This window comes from Simplicispira sedimenti (assembly GCF_022760965.1).
Taxonomy (GTDB): Bacteria; Pseudomonadota; Gammaproteobacteria; order Burkholderiales; family Burkholderiaceae_C; genus Simplicispira; species Simplicispira sedimenti.
Map to the genome: position 1 here is coordinate 202,702 of NZ_JAKVIJ010000006.1, position 16,082 is coordinate 218,783.

Here is a 16,082-nt window from a genome sequence, read left to right on the forward strand (position 1 = left end):
CATCAATGGACGGTGCACACCATGCAAGGATCAAACGAACGCACGATGTGTTGTACCGCCACTGGCGAAGTCTCACCCGCCAGCACGGGTGCGCCCACCAGCGCGGCCTCCAGTGCGCCGGGCGTGCCAGCATGGTCGCGCGGCGAGAAATTCCAGCCGGTGGGCGCAACGATCTGGTAGCTGGCAATGCGCCCGCCGCGGATCGAGAGCCAATGCCCCAGGCTGCCACGCGCTGCCTCGCACAGGCCCACGGCATCGGCCGCTTCGGGCAGGTGCGCCTCCTCGCAGCAGGGAGCGCCGGGGACAATGGCGCGCAGGCAGTCCTGCGCCAGCAGTACGAGCTGCGCCAGCTCCATGGCGCGCGCCAGCACGCGCGTGAACACATTGCCCCGGCTACGCTGCCACAACGCGCGCAGCAGCGGCTGGCCCTGCGCCAGCTGGCGTGCCAGCGCGCCGGTCTCCAGCACCTGGCCGGCCAGGCGCGGGGCCTTGTTCCAGGTGTAGGCGCCGGGCTTGTCGGGGTCGGGTTCCGTCAGGCCCCGCGCGGGGTGCAGCGGCCCCGCCCCCTCGGCCAGCCAGGCGTGGCGAGCGTCTTCGGTGATCTGGGCAAAATCCACGGCGTGCAGTTGCTGCCCATCCCACACACCGGGCGCCATGGCGTGTCGGCCCTGGGGGTCGGCAAAGGCACCATAGCTGAGCGTGCGGTCCGGGCCGCGGCCCAGGGCCTGCAGATCCAGGTCGGCGGCGATGTGCAGGAACAGGCGCAGATCGCCTTGCTGCGGGTCGCGCTCCAGCCACTCGGTCAGGGCGGTTTCGCAGCCCCAGGTGGCGACCTCTTCAAGCGGCGCGCCGTACAGCACGCGCTCCAGAAAACTGCGCAGCTCGGCCACGCGCGCGCCCAGGCGCAGGCGCTCTGGCGCCGACAGGTTGCGCGTGCTGCCGCCGGGGGCGATGGAATGGGTGTGCGGCCACTTGCCGCCCAGCGTGCCCATGAGCTGCAGCCAACGCTGGCGCACGGCCAGGGCCTCGCGCGCGTGCTCCCCCGCCAGCGGCGCAAAGCGCTGCACGGCCTGGGCATACCAGGCGCGGCCCGCATACACCTCGCGCGTGAAGTCGGGCATGAAGAACAGGTAGAAATGCGTGAGGTGGTCGGCCGCGTTCTCGCAGGCCAGCATCAGGTTGGTGAGCCACACCCCGTTGGGCGGCGCCTGCACGCCGCAGGCCGCCGCGAGCGCACGCGCCGCCGCCACCGACTGCGTAACCGAGCAAATGCCGCAGATGCGCGGCACCACCACCAGCGCGTCAAACGGATGCTTGCCCTGCAGGATTTGCTCAAAGCCCCGGTACATGGGCGCATTCACCCAGGCCTCGCGCACGCGGCCTGCGTCCACCTCCAGGCGCACCTCCAGGTCACCTTCCACGCGGTTGAACGGGCCTACCAATAGCCGCGTCATTTCAATCTTGTCTTTCGCACCATGGGCGCAACTACCACATGGTCCGCCGTGGCGTTGCGCTTGACACGCCCCGGCGTGGCCGACTTGGACAGCGAGGCCAGCGCCACGAACCAGGCCTTGTGCATGTCGGTGGGCAGACCGATGGGAATGCCCGCGACCTTGGGTGTCTGGTGGAACGGATGGCCCGGCTCCTCGAAACCGGGCTCGGTGCAACTGATGCAGGCATAGCCGCCGCGTGCGCAGGAGCCTTCGCCGTTCCACAAGCGGATGTTGCAGTCCGCGTGCGCCTGCGTGCCCTTGCAGCCCATGTGCTCCATGAGGCAGCCCAGGTCCGAGGGCTTTTCGGCGCTGGCCTTGTATTCGTAGAACTCGTTGCGCGCGCAGCCATGGTGGGCCAGCTGGTCGCAGTAGGCGCGCGGCCGGCCCAGGCTGTCGAGCTGCTCGGCCCCAAAGGGCTGGGCACCATCGGCCAACGCGGCCAGGGTTTCGAGCACCCAGCCGGGGTGGGTGGGGCAACCCGCCACGTTCACCACCGGCAAGCCCTGTGGATCGCGCCAGGTGGCGCCCAGCAGGCCGCCGCACTAGTCGCCCTCGTACTGCAGGCCGCAGGCATCGGTGGGGTTGCTGCCGCCCGCGCTGATGCCGCCATAGGCCGCGCAACTGCCCACGGCCACCACATGGTGCGCCACAGCGCTGAGCCTGCGCACCCAGTCCATCATGGGCTGCTGCGTACCCGCCAACAGGTGAAAGCGCCCGGTGCCGCCCGGCCCGCGCAGCACTGCGCCCTCGATGCACAGCACGTGCAAGGGGGTGCGGCCCTCCAGGCAGTCCTGGAACACCTGCAAGGCCCCCTCCCCGGTGGCCAGCGACAGCGAGGGGTGCCACAGCAAATGGATGCCCAGTTGGCGCAGTTGTGCGGCAAAGTCGCCCGTGTCGGCACACAGCAGCGACATGCTGCACCCGCCGCAGCCGCCCGATTGCAGCCACAACACATTGAAAGCAGGTTCAGCCATCGGCCTGGCCCTCCAGCCCGAAGCGGGCAAGCTTTTGGCGCAGGCCCATGCGCGAAAGGCCCAGCTCCTTGGCAGCGTACGTCTTGTTCCAGCGGTGGCGCAGCAGGGTTTCGCGCAGGATGGCAGCCTCGATCGCGTCCAGCCGCTCCTGCAGGCTGCCGCTGCCCGGAATCTGCAGACCCGGTTGCGCAGCAGCGCTGGCACCCTGCTGGCCGTGCAGCACGCGGCAGGACAGCGCCGCCGCCGAGACCTGAGGCCCCTCGGACAGCGCGACCGCGCGGTACACCTCGTTCTTGAGCTCACGGATGTTGCCCGGCCAGGGGTAAGCCAGCAGGCTGGCGCGCACCTCGGGCGAGAACCCCAGCGCAGGCCGCGCCAGCTCCTGGCAGGCCTGTCCCAGCAGCATGTCGGCGATGGGCAGCACGTCGGCGCTGCGCTCGCGCAGCGGCGGCACGGTGAGCGTCATGCTGGCAATGCGGTAGTACAGGTCTTCGCGGAAGCGCCCGCTGCGCACGTCCTGCTCCAGGTCGCGGTGCGTGGCGGCGATCACGCGCACGTCCACCGCCACGGGGCGGCTGGCGCCCACGGGGCGCACCTCGCCTTCCTGCAGCACGCGCAGCAGCTTGACCTGGAACGCGGGGGAGGTGTCGCCGATCTCGTCCAGAAAAATGGTGCCGCCATCGGCCCGTTGGAACAGGCCCACATGGTCCTCGAAGGCCCCGGTGAACGCGCCGCGCTTGTGGCCGAAGAGCTCGGATTCGAGCAGCGTCTCGGACATGGCGGCGCAGTTCTCCAGTACGAAGGCGCGTTCGGCACGCGGGCTGGCGTAGTGGATGGCACGCGCCAGCAGTTCCTTGCCAGTGCCGGATTCGCCGGTGATGAGCACCGCCAGGTCGTAGCGCGCCACGCGCGCCGCCATTTCGCACACCGCGTCGAGCGGACTGCCCGGCGCACGCACCAGGCGGTCAAAACCAAAGGCCGCCCGCGCAGTGGCCAGCGTGGCACGGGTGCGCTGGCCACTGCGCGGGCGTGCTGGTGCGCAGCTCCAGGTTCAGGCGCTGGGTCTGCATCTGCAGGCGGCGTGCCTCGGCGGCGCGGGCCACGGTGGAGAGCAGGTGCTCGGGCATCCAGGGCTTGAGCACGTACTGGTAGATGCCCGCGTCGTTGATGCCCGCAATGATGTCCTGCGAGTCGGTGTAGCCCGAGATGATGATGCGCACGGTGTCAGGCCAGAGCTCGCGCACCTCCTTGAGGAAGCGCACGCCGGTGGTGCCGGGCATGCGCTGGTCGCACAGGATCACGCTAACCTCGTGCTGCTCCAGCAGGCCGCGCGCCTCGTCTGCGCTGGCCGCCGTAAGCACGCGGAACTCTTCCTCCAGATTGCGGCGGATGGCGTCGAGTGAACGCGCCTCGTCGTCCACCACCAGCACCAGCGGCAGGGTATCGTGCAGCAGGGAGGGGTCGGGCGCGTTCATGCGACGTGGGGCACGGATGGGGACGCGGACAAGGGCGCGATGTCGCGGTGCGGGGCCAGGTGGCGCGGCGTCCAGGCGTGCGGCTTGCGGTACACAAAATGGTGCCGTGCCACGTGGTAGCTGGGGTCAAAACCGTAGAAATTGCGCTGCATGCGTTGCAACTCCTCTTCGCGGTAGCGTGCCAGGGGCTTGCGTGCCTCGTCCTCGGCACGGCGCCGGGCCTTGTCCTGCAGGCGCAGCGGCAAATCATACGCGGCGGCCAAGGCCAGCGCGCGCTCGCGCGCCTGCTCCACAAAGGCATGGCCACCAACGGCAAAGCAGGCGTCGAGCAGGCCGCGCTGCACCGCGAGTGGCGCCACCAGTGGCAGGCGCTGCTGCATGACGGCGCGGCTGGCGGCCTCGCCAATGCGCCGGGGCAGCGAATAAGTCCAGTACTCGCTGCCGTAGAGGTTGCCCATGTTCTTGTAGTGCGGATTGAGCACCACGCCCTCGTGCGCCCAGACCTCGTCGGCCGCCAGCGCCAGAAAGCAGCCGCCCGCGCCCGCATTGCCCTGCAGCGCGGCGACGGTGACGCGGTCGGTGAACGTGAGGATCTCCAGCGCCACATCGTCGATGGCGTTGATGGCGCGCCACGAGGCATCGGCTGCGCTGTCGCCGTCGATGCGCTGCGCCGCCTCGATGTCGTGCAGGTGGATGCCGTTGGAAAAGAACTCCTGCCCACCGGCCAGCACCAGCACCTGCGTGGCACGCGACCGCACCCAGCGCAGCGCCTCGCGCAGGCGCAGGCACTGGCGCTCGGACATGGCGCCATTGTGGAAGCCGAAGTCCAGCCAGCCCACGCGCGCGCCCTCGGGCCCGAACTCGTGGTAGCGCAGCTCGTCCCATTCATCGGCGTCGCGCTCCAGCGGCACCTCCCAGGCGGGCAGCGCGGCAGCCTGCGCGGCGAACACGCGCGTGGCGGCGAGCTTGAGCGCACTGGCCCCATCGGCGCGTGCGGCCTGGCCGTCGTCGGGGCGCACATGGCCGATCCACACCGCACCATCGACCGTGCGGCGCAGCAGCGCGGGGCCACGGCGCGCCACCAGCGCACCCGGCGCCGCCGCCGCGCAGCGCGCCACCACGGCGCTGCTGGCGGCGTGGGCGTCGAACAGGCGGCAGGGCTGGCCCCAGAAGGCATCAAGCACACCCGGAAAGCCATCGGCCGCCGCGATCTTGCGCAGCACCGTGGCGGTGTCGTCGTGCTGCCAGTCGATGCGGCGCTCGGCTTGGGGCATCAGCGGCAGCCACCGCCCCGGCCCGTGCGGCGCCACGGCGCCCTCGGGCGCAGGCTGCCACTGGCCGGGCACAAAGCGCTGCAACGCCCGCTGCACCGCCACCACGGAGGCCTGGGTGACTTCGCGCCGGTACACGCTGGACTTGCTGGCCCCGGGGCGCACGTCGAAGGACTCCCAGGCCCAGACCTCGCCCGCGTCGTAGTCGTGCACGGCCTGCAGCACGGTCACGCCCCAGTGCGCTTCGCCACGCATGAGCATCCAGTCCAGCGCGCTGGGGCCCTGGTCACCCGGCACGCCGGGGTGCACCACCAGGCACACGGTGCGCGACCAGACCGATGCCGGTATGCGCCGCTTGAGGAAGGGCGCGAGCACCAGGTCAGGCCGGAACAGCGCCACGGCCTCCTCGGTCACGGAGTCGGCGATGTCCAGTTCCACCGACACCTCGTGCCCCTGCGCGCGCAGCAGGCCGAAGAGCCGCTGGCTCAGGCTGTTGAAACTGTGGGTGAGCAAAAGAACACGCATAGCCATCTCAGTTATCCATTCCGCGAACGCGGCGCCCGCCACGCATGAAACCGGCGCGCCCCAGGCCAGTGCCGCCGTGCAAGGGCCGCCCCGCCGCACCGGCGGCGTCCCCCTGCCCGCAGCGCGCAGCGCTGCGAGAGCGGGGGGAAGGCGCCGAAGGCGACTCAGGGGGGTGCTTCACTTCAGCAGATGCGCGGCAACTGTTCGCCGCTGAGCCAGTCCACCACGCGGCGGCCGCCAAAGCGCGTGTCCATCTGCACAAAGCCGTTGGCATCCTCGATGACAGTGCCGATGCGCTGCGCCCCCTGGCCCAGCGGGTGCGCGCGCATGGCGGCCAGCAGGGGCTCGGCGGCCTCGGGCGCGCAAATGGCCACCAGCTTGCCCTCGTTGGCAACGTACAGCGGGTCCAACCCCAGCAGTTCGCAGGCGGCGGCCACCTGGGGCAGCACGGGGATGTCCGCTTCGCGCAGCAGCATGCCCACTTGCGACTGGCGCGTGATTTCGTTGAGCGTGCTGGCCAGGCCGCCACGCGTGGGGTCGCGCAGCACATGCAGCAGCGCGGGGTCGGGCAGCGCCTGCAGCATGGCCTGCACCAGGGTATGCAGGGCCGCGCTGTCGGAGACGATGGCGGTCTCGAACTCCAGCGACTCGCGCAGCGACATCACCGCCACGCCATGCTCGCCCAGCGTGCCCGAGACCAGCACCGCATCGCCCACGCGCGCCTGCCGCCCATCGATGGTCAGACCCGGCGGTGCCACGCCAATGCCGGTGGTGCTGATGAACACACCATCGCCCTTGCCCTGCTCCACCACCTTGGTGTCGCCGGTGACGATGGGCACACCCGCCGCGCACGCGGCCGCCGCCATGGATTCGACGATGCGGCGCAGCTCGGCCAGTGCGAAGCCCTCCTCGATGATGAAGCTGGCCGTCAGGTACAGCGGCATGGCGCCTGACATGGCCACGTCGTTGACCGTGCCGTGCACCGCCAGCGCGCCGATGTCGCCACCGGGAAAGAACAGCGGCGAGATCACATGCCCGTCGGTCGCCACCACCAGGCGCCCGCTGCCGGGCAGCGGCAGCAGGGCGCCGTCGTGGCCCTGGCGCAGGTAGTCGTTGTCGAAGGCGCGGGCGAACAGCTCGTCGATCAGCTGCGCGCTGGCGCGCCCCCCGGCGCCGTGCGTCATGTCCACGCGGCCCTGCTTGAAGTCGATGGGACGGACGTAGTCTTTGCGGATGCTCATGCGGACACCACCGGAATGTCTTTGAACCGCCCGTAGGCGTAGTGCGCGGCGCAGGCCCCTTCGTTGGACACCATGCACGAACCCATGGGGCTCTCGGGCGTGCACACGGTGCCGAACAACTTGCAGTCAGTGGGGCGCTTGACGCCACGCAGGATGGCGCCGCACTCGCACTGCTTGTGGTCGGGCACGCTGCTGTACTGCAAGGCGAACTTGCGCTCGGCGTCCCACGCGGCAAAGGCTGGGCGGATCTGGAGCGCGCTGTAGGGCACCTCGCCCAGGCCGCGCCACTCGAAGCTCTCGCGCAGCTCGAACACCTGCGACACCAGGTTCTGCGCGGCCAGGTTGCCCTCGGGCGTGACGGCGCGGGAAAACTCGTTCTCGACCACGGCGCGGCCCGCGTTGACTTGGCGCACCAGCATGAGGATGCCCTGCATCACATCGAGCGGCTCGAAGCCCGAGATCACCACGGGCTTGCGGTACTCCTCGGCAAAGTGCTCGTAGGGCTGCGAACCGATCACGATGCTCACATGCGCCGGGCCAATGAAGCCGTCGATGGGAACGGTGCCCAGCTGGCGCACCTCCGCCGATTCGAGGATGTGCGTGATGGCGGCTGGCGTGAGCACATGGCAGCACAGCACACTGAAGTTGGACACCGCCCGCTCCCGCGCCTCGCGCAGCACCAGGGCGGTGGGCGGCGTGGTGGTTTCAAAGCCAATGGCCAGGAATACGACTTCGCGCTCGGGGTGCTTGTCGGCCAGGGCCAGGGCGTCGGCCGCCGAATAGACCATACGCACATGGGCCCCCCGCGCCTTGGCCTTGATGAGTGAAAGCCCTTCCGACGCGGGCACGCGCATGGTGTCGCCGTAGGTGCACAGCATCACACCGCGCTCCAGCGCCAGGCGGATCGCCAGGTCGATGCGGCCGATGGGCAGCACGCACACCGGGCAGCCAGGTCCGTGGATCATGCGCACGCTCTCGGGCAGCAGGCCCGCAATGCCATAGCGCGCGATGGCGTGCGTGTGGCCGCCGCAAAACTCCATGAAGCGGTAGCTGTGCCCAGGCCGCACCTCGGCGGCAATATTCGCCGCGATGTGGCGCGCCTGTTCGCCGTCGCGGTACTCGTCGATGTACTTCATGCGCCCCCCTGCGCACTGGCGAGTTCGGCGAACAACGCCAGCGTGCGCTCGGCTTCCTCGGGGTCGATCTTGCCGATGGCATAGCCCACATGCACGATCACGTAGTCGCCCAGTTGCGCATCGTCCACCAGGGCGATGGACACCTGCTTGCGCACACCGGACAGGTCCACCACGGCCTGCTGACCGGGCAACAGTTCCACCACGCGGGCGGGTATGGCTAGGCACATGCGGTCGTCTCCTCTGAACAGTTGTGACAGGACGCCTGCGCCAGTTGCTGCGCGGCCACCCAGGCCTGGCCCAGCGCGAGCCCGGCATCGCCGCAGGACAAGGCCTGCGCCGTATGCACCCGCAGGCCCTGCGCCTGCAAACCCGCCACGCAACGCTCGGCCAAAATGCGGTTGAAGAAGCAGCCACCGCCCAGCACCACGCAGCGCACCCCCCGCTCGCTGGCCACCCGCGTGGCCCGCGCCACCAGGGCATCGGCCAGCGCGAGGTGGAACTGCGCGGCGGCAGTCTCGACCTGCGCCCGGCTGGGTGAAGACCACTGCGCCCAAGGCAGGCACAGCGGGCGCAGATCGATGCAGCCCGTGGCATACACCGGCGCCAGCGCCGGTTCGGTGCGCTGCGCCAGCGCGCCGCCGTGGGCCTGCAGATGGCGCGTGGCCGCCTGCTCCAGCGCGATGGCGGCCTGGGCCTCCATGTCCTGGCGTACCGACAGGCCCAGCAGGCCCGCCACGGCGTCAAACCAGCGCCCGGCCGCCGTGGTTTGCGGGCAGTTCAACCCGCGTGCCAGCATGGCCTGCACGGTGCGTGCCGCCGTTTCGCCCACGACGGGTGCGAAGCGCGGCACGATCTGCTCGGCCTGGCCGCTGGCGTGCAGCAGGGCTGCCGCCATGCGCCAGGGTTCGCGCGCCGCGATATCGCCTCCGGGCAGCGCAAGTGGCGCCAGATGCCCTACCCGCTCACAGCGCGCGCCATGCACCCACAGCAGTTCACCGCCCCAGGCCGTGCCATCCAGCCCCAGGCCCACACCGTCGAGCGTGAGGGCGATCACGGGCTCCTGCACGCCGTGCTCGGCCAGCACCGCCGCCGCATGGGCATGGTGGTGCTGCACCGCCACGGCGGGCAGGCCGCGCTCCCCGGCCACACGCAGCGCCAGGCGGGTGCTGAAGAAGTCCGGGTGCAGGTCGTGCGCCACGGCGTCCAGCGGCGCGCCGGGGCGCGCCAGCAGATCCTCCACCGACTGCTCCAGCGCCGCGCACGCGGCCGGGTCGGACAGGTCGCCATGCACGGCGGACCACAGCGGCGTCTGGGGCGCCTGGGTATCGAACAGGCAAGCGCTGTTTTTCAGGAAGGCTCCGCAGGCCAGGATGCGTGCCATGGCGCCCCCTCAACCCTGCCCGGATCTGAGCCGCGCCAGCTCGGCTTCGAGCTGCGCGATGCGTGTCTGCACGCTGGTGGGTTCGATGGCATCGGGGTGCAGCAGCCAATCCAGCCAGGCGTCCATGCCCTCGCCCGTGGTGGCCGAGAGCTGGAGGATGCGGATGCCGGGGTTGACGCGGCGCGCATAGTCCATGCAGCGCTGCACGTCGAAGCTCAGGTGCGGCAGCAGGTCGGTCTTGGTCAGCACCATGAGCTGTGCCGCGGCGAACATGTCGGGGTACTTGAGCGGCTTGTCCTCGCCCTCGGTGACCGAGAGGATGACCACCTTGGCGTCTTCGCCCAAATCCCACAGCGCGGGGCACACCAGGTTGCCCACGTTTTCGATGAACAGCAGCGACTGCGGATGGTGGTGGCGCCCGTGCCCGTGGTCGTGGTGCCCGTGTTCATGCGCATGGTCGTGCAGCGCCAGGCGGGCGAAGGCCTGGGCCACCATGGGGGCGTCCAGGTGGCAACCCTTGCCGGTGTTGACCTGGATGGCCGGCGCGCCGCTGGCGCGGATGCGGTCGGCGTCGTGCGAGGTCTGCTGGTCGCCCTCGATCACGGCCAGCGGCAGCTCGGGGTGTTGCTGCTGCAAGGTACGGATGGTGGCGCACAGCAGTGTGGTCTTGCCCGAGCCGGGGCTGGAGACCAGGTTGAGCGCACGCACGCCGTGGGCATGGAAATGCGCGCGGTTGTGCTGCGCCACTTGGTTGTTGGCGCCCAGCACGTCCTGTTCGATGCGCAGCGTGCGCGATTCGCTCAGCCCCGGCACCGACACCCGCGCCGCGCCGGCGCCAAAGTGCAGATCGCCCGTGCGGGCATCCACCTGCGCACCGGCGGCCGCGGGTACCTCTGGGTTGTTGCATCCACACACGACACACATGTTCGGCTTCCTTTCTATGCCACCTGCATCTCCAGCACGCGCAATGCGTCCCCACCCTGGGGGGCGAGCCCGTAGCCGCCGCAGGCGGGGCAGGCATCGCCGCGCTGCACGATCTCCACCGCGGCACCGCAGCCCGGGCACCAGGCACGGCCGGGCGGCTCGTCGATGAGGACTTGCGCCCCTTCGAGCAGGGTTCCCGGGGCGATGGCGTCCAGCGCAAAGCGCAACGCCGGCACTTCCACCCCAGCGAGCCGGCCCACTTCCAGGCGCAATTGCAGCACGCGCGCAAAGGCCTCGCGCGCCGCCGCGTCTTCCACCACCTGCAGGATGCCACCGGCCAGGCTCAGCTCATGCACGGACCTGCTCCCCGCATTGCGCACCGCCCAGGCCCGGCCGCCTGTGCGCCGTACCCGGGGCATGTGCAGGGACGTACATGGCTCAAGCGCGCGCCAGCAGCATGGCCAGGCCGGCGCCGCCGATTCCCATTCCGGCCACGCGCAGCCATGCTGCATGCATGCGCTGCAGCGCCAGGCCCAGCCCCAGGCCGCCGAGGTGCAGCAGCGCCGTCGTCAGGGTGAAGCCCGCGCCGTAAGCCAGCCAGGGGGTGGCAGGGTCCCACTCCAGCCCATGGGCCATGCCATGCAGCAGCGCGGCGGCAGCGACCAGGCCCATGCACCAGGCGCGGGGAAGCACCGCGCGGCCCAGCAGCAGCACGCCCAGCGCGGCGACGCTCGCGGCGATGGCGGCCTCCAGCCCGCCAGCGGGCCCCCTGGCCCCCCAGCCCGCCGCCAGCGCGCCCAGCAGCATGGTGGAGACGAAGAGGGCGGGCGCCTGCCAGCGGCGCCGCGCGGGAGCCGCGGCGGACCACAGCCCCACGGCCAGCATCGCCAGCAAATGGTCGGCGCCCAGCACCGGATGGACCAGGCCGCTGAACCACGTGGCGGCCTGGGCAGGCCCCGGGCCCCCATGGGCGTGGGCGGACCCCGCGACCATGCAGAGCCCCCACATCGGCAAAACCATGGCACCAAGGCAGTCGCGTCGCATGTCCATCTCCTGGCCGAGGCCATCGGGGGGCGGGAAACACCCCGGCGTTGTTTCAGCGCCCGCGCCGGCCGGCGGGGCACAGAGCCGAAGATTACAACGCCTTGCGCAGCGTGGCGACCGGAATGCGCAGCGCCTCGCGGTATTTGGCGACGGTGCGGCGCGCGCACTCGATGCCCTGCTCCTTGAGCATGTCGGCCAGTTGGCTGTCGGACAGGGGCTTGGCGGGGCTTTCGGCGGCGATGAACTGCTTGATGAGTGCGCGCACCGCCGTGCTGGAGGCGTTGCCGCCCGTGTCGGTGCCCAGGCCCGAGCCGAAGAAATATTTCAGTTCGAACGTGCCCTGCGGCGTGGCCATGTACTTGGCCGTGGTCACGCGCGAGATGGTCGATTCGTGCAGGCCCAGCTCATCGGCAATGTCGCGCAGTACCAGCGGGCGCATGGCCAGCTCGCCATGCACGAAGAAGTTCTTCTGCCGCTCGACGATGGCGCGCGAAACGCGCAGGATGGTGTCAAAGCGCTGCTGGATGTTCTTGATGAACCAGCGCGCCTCCTGCAAGCGCTGTTGCAGCGCCTGGTGGCCTTCGCCCCCGCGGTGGCCGCGCAAGGCGCCCGCGTACACGTCGTGCACGCGCAGCTTGGGCATGACCTCGGGGTTGAGCTGCACCACAAAGTTCTGCCCACTGCGACCGCTGCGCGTGACAAGCACGTCGGGCACCACGGCGTTGCGCTCCACATCGGCAAAGCGCCGGCCTGGGCGCGGCTCCAGCCGGGTGATCAGCGCCATCGCGGCACGGGTGCGTTCCTCGCTGCAGCCGCACAGCTGCACCAGGCGGCGCACGTCGCGCCGCGCCAGCAGGTCCAGCGACTGGCCGCAGATGCACAGGGCCGCCTGCACGGTCTCGGCGTCGGCCGCGCCCTCCTGCAACAGCGCGCGCAGTTGCAGGCCCAGGCATTCGGCCAGGTTGCGCGCGCCCACGCCGGTGGGCTCCAGGCTTTGCAACAGACGCAGCGCCACCGTGAAGTGGTGCACCAGTTCATCCAGTTGCTCCGGGTCGTCCGTGCCCGCCAGCCCCTGGGCCAGGGTCTCGATCGGGTCTTCAAGGTAGCCGTCTTCGGTCAGCGATTCGATGAGAAAGCGCAGCGCCGCCCTGTCCACGTCGGACAGGCGCAGCGCCAGGGCCTGGCGGTGCAGATGCTCGGTGAGGGATTCCTGGGTGTGCACCCATTCCGTGGCGTCGGTGTCCTCATCGGCAGCAGCGCCTTGCTGGCGCGCTGGGGCGTCACCGCCCCATTCGCTGTCGTCGGGAGCGATCTCGGTGGTGCCGTCGCCCTCCCAGCCGGGTTCTTCACCCAGGACGGAAGTTTCGGCATCATTTTGGCCCTCTGCGCTTGCTGTATCTGCGCCAGCAGCTCCTGAAATAATAGCAGCATCGGCGGTGGCATCGTCCCGTTGCGCAGGCATGTCGGCCTGACTCAGGCCAAAGGCCTCGCGCTCGGCCTCGTCGCTGGAACGTTCCAGGAATGGGTTCTCGTCGAGCATCTGCTCGATCTCTTGCGACAGCTCCTGGGTGGACAGTTGCAGCAGCCGGATGGACTGCTGCAATTGCGGCGTCAGCGCCAGGTGCTGCGATACGCGGAGCGAGAGCCCTGGCTTCATCACATCCTGAAGTGTTCGCCAAGGTACACGCGGCGCACCTCGGCGTTGTCCACGATCTCGGACGGTGTGCCCTGGGCCAGCACATGCCCGTCGCTGATGATGAAGGCGTGGTCACAAATGCCCAGCGTCTCGCGCACGTTGTGGTCGGTGATGAGCACACCGATGCCGCGCTCCTTGAGAAAGCCGATGATGCGCTGGATCTCGATCACCGCGATCGGGTCGATGCCGGCAAAGGGCTCGTCCAACAGAATGAAACGCGGCTGCGTGGCCAGGGCGCGTGCGATCTCCACGCGGCGCCGCTCTCCGCCCGACAGGGCCATGGCGGGCGATTCGCGCAGGTGGTCCACGCGCAGCTCCTGCAGCAGCGCCGTGAGGCGTTCCTCGATCACCGCATTGCTGAGTGGTTGGCCCTGGGCGTCGCGCTGGAGCTCCAGAACGGCGCGCACGTTCTCTTGCACGCTGAGCTTGCGAAAGATCGACGCCTCCTGCGGCAGGTACGACAGCCCCAGGCGCGAGCGCCGGTGGATGGGCATGTGTGCAACCGACTGGCCGTCGATGCGGATGTCGCCGGCGTCGCTGCGCACCAGGCCGACGATCATGTAGAACGAGGTGGTCTTGCCCGCACCGTTGGGGCCGAGCAGACCGACGACCTCGCCCTTTTGCACGGTGAGCGAGACATCCTTGACCACCTTGCGGCTGCCATAGGCCTTGGCCAGGTGCAGCACTTCCAGCCGGCTGTTCGCCGCTGCGGGTTCGTTGTGCTCCATGCCGCCCCCGTTCACCGCGTGCCGCCCAGCGTGCTGCTGGGCCGCAGGGCCGGGCTGGCGCTGGCAGGTTCCTGCACCGGGGCCGACGCGGCCCCGGCAGGTGGCTCCTTGGGCGAGAGCACGGCACGCACACGCCCGCCCGGTGCCGGGCCGTCGCCTGCCGCGTTGGGCGCGGCCTTCTGGCCATCGACGGTGAACACGTCGGTCAGGTTGTTATAGACGATGACGGCGCCCGTGATCTCATCGCTGACCGCCGTGCCGCGCAGGCGACGCAGTTCGGCGCGGCGCACGAAACGCACTGCGTCGTTGCGGCCGTCGTATTCGATGACTTCGCCCTCGCCCTCGATGTACTCCTCGGGAGCGCCCGGCGCCACGTCACGCCGCTGGCGGAAAAAGGCGCGCTGCCCGGGCTCGGCGCTGACGGTACCGAACTGGAAGCCCTGGGCGTCCTGGCGCACTTCCAGGCGCGCACCACGCAGCACGATGCTACCCTTGGTCATGACCACCCGGCCGGTGAACACGCTGGTTTGCTTGAGGTCGTCGTGGCGCAGCGCATCGGCCTCGATGTTCATGGGCTTGTTGCGATCGGCCTTTTCGGCCAGGGCAGGCACGGAGCCGCCCAGGGCGGCAGCCATCAGCAGGGCTGCGGCCCATGCACGCCGGGCCCGTACCGTGGTCGTACGGCCGGGGCGGGTCAAAAAACGAATGTCCATGCGGCTTTCCTGTCAGACATGCCGCGCAGGGGCATGCAAATATTGTGCAGGGCACGAATCTTGCAAGCATTGTAGCCCCGGCCCGTGGGGCCGGGACGCAGAACCCACGGAATCCGGCGCTGGAAACCGGGGGGGGTAGCGCGTCAGCCCTTGCGGGACACGGCGACCAGGTGGTCCACCACCTGCAGCACCGCATTCAGGCTGCCTGCCATGGTGCCGTCGGTATAGAACCGACCCGCCACGCCCATGGACGGCGTGCCTTCGACCCCGTAGGCCTCCTGCAATTGCGCGGCCCGCTGTGCCTGGCTGGCGACGTTGAAGGAAGCGTACATTTCCTTGAACTTGGCCATGTCGATGCCGGGCTGCTTGGCCATCCAGGCCATGATGGCATCTTCCTTGGAGAGATTGATTTTCTCGACGTGAATGGCACGGAACACGCGCGGATGGATCTCTGCCACCTTGCCCATGCCCTGCAGCGCATAGAAGAGCTTTTGCTGCGGTACAAAGCTGGCATTGAATGCCACGGGCACACGGCGCGCGACCACGCCCTTGGCCTCGGCACCCTTGGCCCAGGACTCGAACACCGGCTCAAAGGTGTTGCAGTGGCCGCAGTTGTACCAGAAGAACTCGATCACCTCGACCTTGCCTGCGGGCGCGTCGGTGGCCACGGGCTTGCCCAGGCGGGTGTAGTCCTTGCCTTCCTTCGGCTGGGCCTGGGCCCACACGGGCAAGGCCAGGCTGGAAGCGGCCAGTGCCGATGCGGCAGAAAGGGTGAAGCTGCGTCGTTTCATATCCATGGTTCTCCAATGACAGGTGGGGGTGGGAGCAAGGGGGCAGGCAAAAGTTCAGCGCTGCACCCGCACCAGGGCCGACTCGACCCCCGCGCCCGCCAGTTTTTCCTTGAGCTGATCGGCATCGTCGCGCTTGGCAAACGGCCCGATGCGCACGCGGTACACATTGCGGCCATTCTGCTCGCGTTCACTCACACGCGCCTCCCAGCCCAGCATGGCCAGCTTGGCGCGCTGTGCATCGGCGTCCTGCTGGTTGCGGAAAGCACCTGCCTGCACGTAGTAATCAAAGGGGTCCACCTGCCCGGCGGCAGCCGCGCGGGCGCTGGCCAGATCCCCCAGCGGATCGGCACCGGGCTTGCCCTCGGCCTTGCTGGCGGCGGGCTTGGCGGCAGAAGCGGCAGCCTGCCGCGCATCGGGCGCCGCCCCCACGGCACCGGAGGCCGCAGCCGAAGCGGGCGGCGCGGTCACCTTGGCAGGCGTCTTGCCGGCCAGGGGGGCGTTGACGTTCCAGTCGCGGTTCTTGCGCGCCTCGGCCTCGTCGTTGTCGCCGTTGCGCACCGCGCCCTTGTTCATGAAGGGCACGGGCACCTTGGTCACGTACACGGCCACCGCCAGGGCAGCGCCCAGGCCCACGATCAGGCCGACGATGAAGCCGACAATGGTTCCGCCCCGGTGTTGGGATTTCATAAG

14 protein-coding genes and 2 pseudogenes are annotated in these 16,082 nt (G+C 69.7%); all 16 read right to left on the minus strand.

Features of this window, described 5'->3' with window-relative positions; all coding sequences use genetic code 11:
* Positions 1–2: 2 nt before the first annotated feature.
* Entirely contained in the window at positions 3–1,454 is a 1,452-nt protein-coding gene (locus MJ602_RS08895; RefSeq protein WP_243020410.1) for a nickel-dependent hydrogenase large subunit, read from the minus strand.
* Positions 1,451–2,467, minus strand: a pseudogene (locus MJ602_RS08900) (NADH-quinone oxidoreductase subunit B family protein). The gene MJ602_RS08895 and the pseudogene MJ602_RS08900 overlap by 4 nt, the downstream one beginning before the upstream one ends.
* Positions 2,460–3,942, minus strand: a pseudogene (locus MJ602_RS08905) (sigma-54-dependent transcriptional regulator). The pseudogenes MJ602_RS08900 and MJ602_RS08905 overlap by 8 nt, the downstream one beginning before the upstream one ends.
* On the minus strand, positions 3,939–5,738 hold the full coding sequence (locus tag MJ602_RS08910) for an enoyl-CoA hydratase-related protein (RefSeq protein WP_243020411.1): 1,800 nt from the start codon (positions 5,736–5,738) through the stop codon (positions 3,939–3,941). The pseudogene MJ602_RS08905 and the gene MJ602_RS08910 overlap by 4 nt, the downstream one beginning before the upstream one ends.
* A 182-nt stretch (positions 5,739–5,920) precedes the next feature.
* Positions 5,921–6,979 (minus strand): hydrogenase expression/formation protein HypE, encoded by a 1,059-nt coding sequence (hypE, locus tag MJ602_RS08915; RefSeq protein ID WP_243020412.1) that lies wholly within the window; start codon positions 6,977–6,979, stop codon positions 5,921–5,923.
* A complete protein-coding gene (gene hypD / locus MJ602_RS08920) occupies positions 6,976–8,115 on the minus strand; it encodes a hydrogenase formation protein HypD (protein WP_243020413.1) in 1,140 nt (379 codons plus the stop codon). The genes hypE and hypD overlap by 4 nt, the downstream gene beginning before the upstream one ends.
* Positions 8,112–8,342: a HypC/HybG/HupF family hydrogenase formation chaperone gene (locus MJ602_RS08925; protein ID WP_162014921.1), complete on the minus strand. Its 231-nt coding sequence runs from the start codon at positions 8,340–8,342 to the stop codon at positions 8,112–8,114. The genes hypD and MJ602_RS08925 overlap by 4 nt, the downstream gene beginning before the upstream one ends.
* Positions 8,333–9,496, minus strand: a complete 1,164-nt coding sequence (locus MJ602_RS08930) for a Kae1-like domain-containing protein (RefSeq protein WP_243020414.1) — start codon at positions 9,494–9,496, stop codon at positions 8,333–8,335. Before MJ602_RS08930 ends, MJ602_RS08925 begins: the two co-directional genes overlap by 10 nt.
* Positions 9,497–9,505: 9 nt before the next feature.
* Positions 9,506–10,420, minus strand: a complete 915-nt coding sequence (gene hypB / locus MJ602_RS08935) for a hydrogenase nickel incorporation protein HypB (protein WP_243020415.1) — start codon at positions 10,418–10,420, stop codon at positions 9,506–9,508.
* A 14-nt stretch (positions 10,421–10,434) separates the two neighbouring features.
* Positions 10,435–10,776, minus strand: a complete 342-nt coding sequence (locus MJ602_RS08940; protein ID WP_243020416.1) for a hydrogenase maturation nickel metallochaperone HypA/HybF — start codon at positions 10,774–10,776, stop codon at positions 10,435–10,437.
* A gap of 82 nt (positions 10,777–10,858) precedes the next feature.
* Entirely contained in the window at positions 10,859–11,464 is a 606-nt protein-coding gene (locus MJ602_RS08945; protein ID WP_243020417.1) for a HupE/UreJ family protein, read from the minus strand.
* Positions 11,465–11,555: 91 nt separating this feature from the next.
* Entirely contained in the window at positions 11,556–13,121 is a 1,566-nt protein-coding gene (locus MJ602_RS08950; protein ID WP_243020418.1) for an RNA polymerase factor sigma-54, read from the minus strand.
* Positions 13,121–13,888: an LPS export ABC transporter ATP-binding protein gene (gene lptB, locus MJ602_RS08955; protein WP_162014905.1), complete on the minus strand. Its 768-nt coding sequence runs from the start codon at positions 13,886–13,888 to the stop codon at positions 13,121–13,123. Before lptB ends, MJ602_RS08950 begins: the two co-directional genes overlap by 1 nt.
* An 11-nt stretch (positions 13,889–13,899) precedes the next feature.
* Positions 13,900–14,523 (minus strand): lipopolysaccharide transport periplasmic protein LptA, encoded by a 624-nt coding sequence (gene lptA / locus MJ602_RS08960; RefSeq protein WP_243020491.1) that lies wholly within the window; start codon positions 14,521–14,523, stop codon positions 13,900–13,902.
* Positions 14,524–14,744: 221 nt separating this feature from the next.
* Positions 14,745–15,392: a thiol:disulfide interchange protein DsbA/DsbL gene (locus MJ602_RS08965; RefSeq protein ID WP_162017967.1), complete on the minus strand. Its 648-nt coding sequence runs from the start codon at positions 15,390–15,392 to the stop codon at positions 14,745–14,747.
* Between the two features lie 54 nt (positions 15,393–15,446).
* On the minus strand, positions 15,447–16,079 hold the full coding sequence (locus MJ602_RS08970; RefSeq protein WP_162014904.1) for an SPOR domain-containing protein: 633 nt from the start codon (positions 16,077–16,079) through the stop codon (positions 15,447–15,449).
* Between the last annotated feature and the right edge of the window lie 3 nt (positions 16,080–16,082).

Excerpts from the sequence above, each read along its gene's own strand:
- lptA (WP_243020491.1), bottom strand. The coding sequence starts at position 14,523 with ATGGCTGCCGCCCTGGGCGGCTCCGTGCCTGCCCTGGCCGAAAAGGCC.
- hypE (WP_243020412.1), bottom strand. The coding sequence starts at position 6,979 with ATGAGCATCCGCAAAGACTACGTCCGTCCCATCGACTTCAAGCAGGGC.
- MJ602_RS08895 (WP_243020410.1), bottom strand. The coding sequence starts at position 1,454 with ATGACGCGGCTATTGGTAGGCCCGTTCAACCGCGTGGAAGGTGACCTG.
- MJ602_RS08950 (WP_243020418.1), bottom strand. The coding sequence starts at position 13,121 with ATGAAGCCAGGGCTCTCGCTCCGCGTATCGCAGCACCTGGCGCTGACG.
- MJ602_RS08965 (WP_162017967.1), bottom strand. The coding sequence starts at position 15,392 with ATGAAACGACGCAGCTTCACCCTTTCTGCCGCATCGGCACTGGCCGCT.
- MJ602_RS08910 (WP_243020411.1), bottom strand. The coding sequence starts at position 5,738 with ATGCGTGTTCTTTTGCTCACCCACAGTTTCAACAGCCTGAGCCAGCGG.
- MJ602_RS08925 (WP_162014921.1), bottom strand. The coding sequence starts at position 8,342 with ATGTGCCTAGCCATACCCGCCCGCGTGGTGGAACTGTTGCCCGGTCAG.
- hypD (WP_243020413.1), bottom strand. The coding sequence starts at position 8,115 with ATGAAGTACATCGACGAGTACCGCGACGGCGAACAGGCGCGCCACATC.
- hypB (WP_243020415.1), bottom strand. The coding sequence starts at position 10,420 with ATGTGTGTCGTGTGTGGATGCAACAACCCAGAGGTACCCGCGGCCGCC.
- MJ602_RS08970 (WP_162014904.1), bottom strand. The coding sequence starts at position 16,079 with ATGAAATCCCAACACCGGGGCGGAACCATTGTCGGCTTCATCGTCGGC.
- MJ602_RS08945 (WP_243020417.1), bottom strand. The coding sequence starts at position 11,464 with ATGCGACGCGACTGCCTTGGTGCCATGGTTTTGCCGATGTGGGGGCTC.
- lptB (WP_162014905.1), bottom strand. The coding sequence starts at position 13,888 with ATGGAGCACAACGAACCCGCAGCGGCGAACAGCCGGCTGGAAGTGCTG.
- MJ602_RS08930 (WP_243020414.1), bottom strand. The coding sequence starts at position 9,496 with ATGGCACGCATCCTGGCCTGCGGAGCCTTCCTGAAAAACAGCGCTTGC.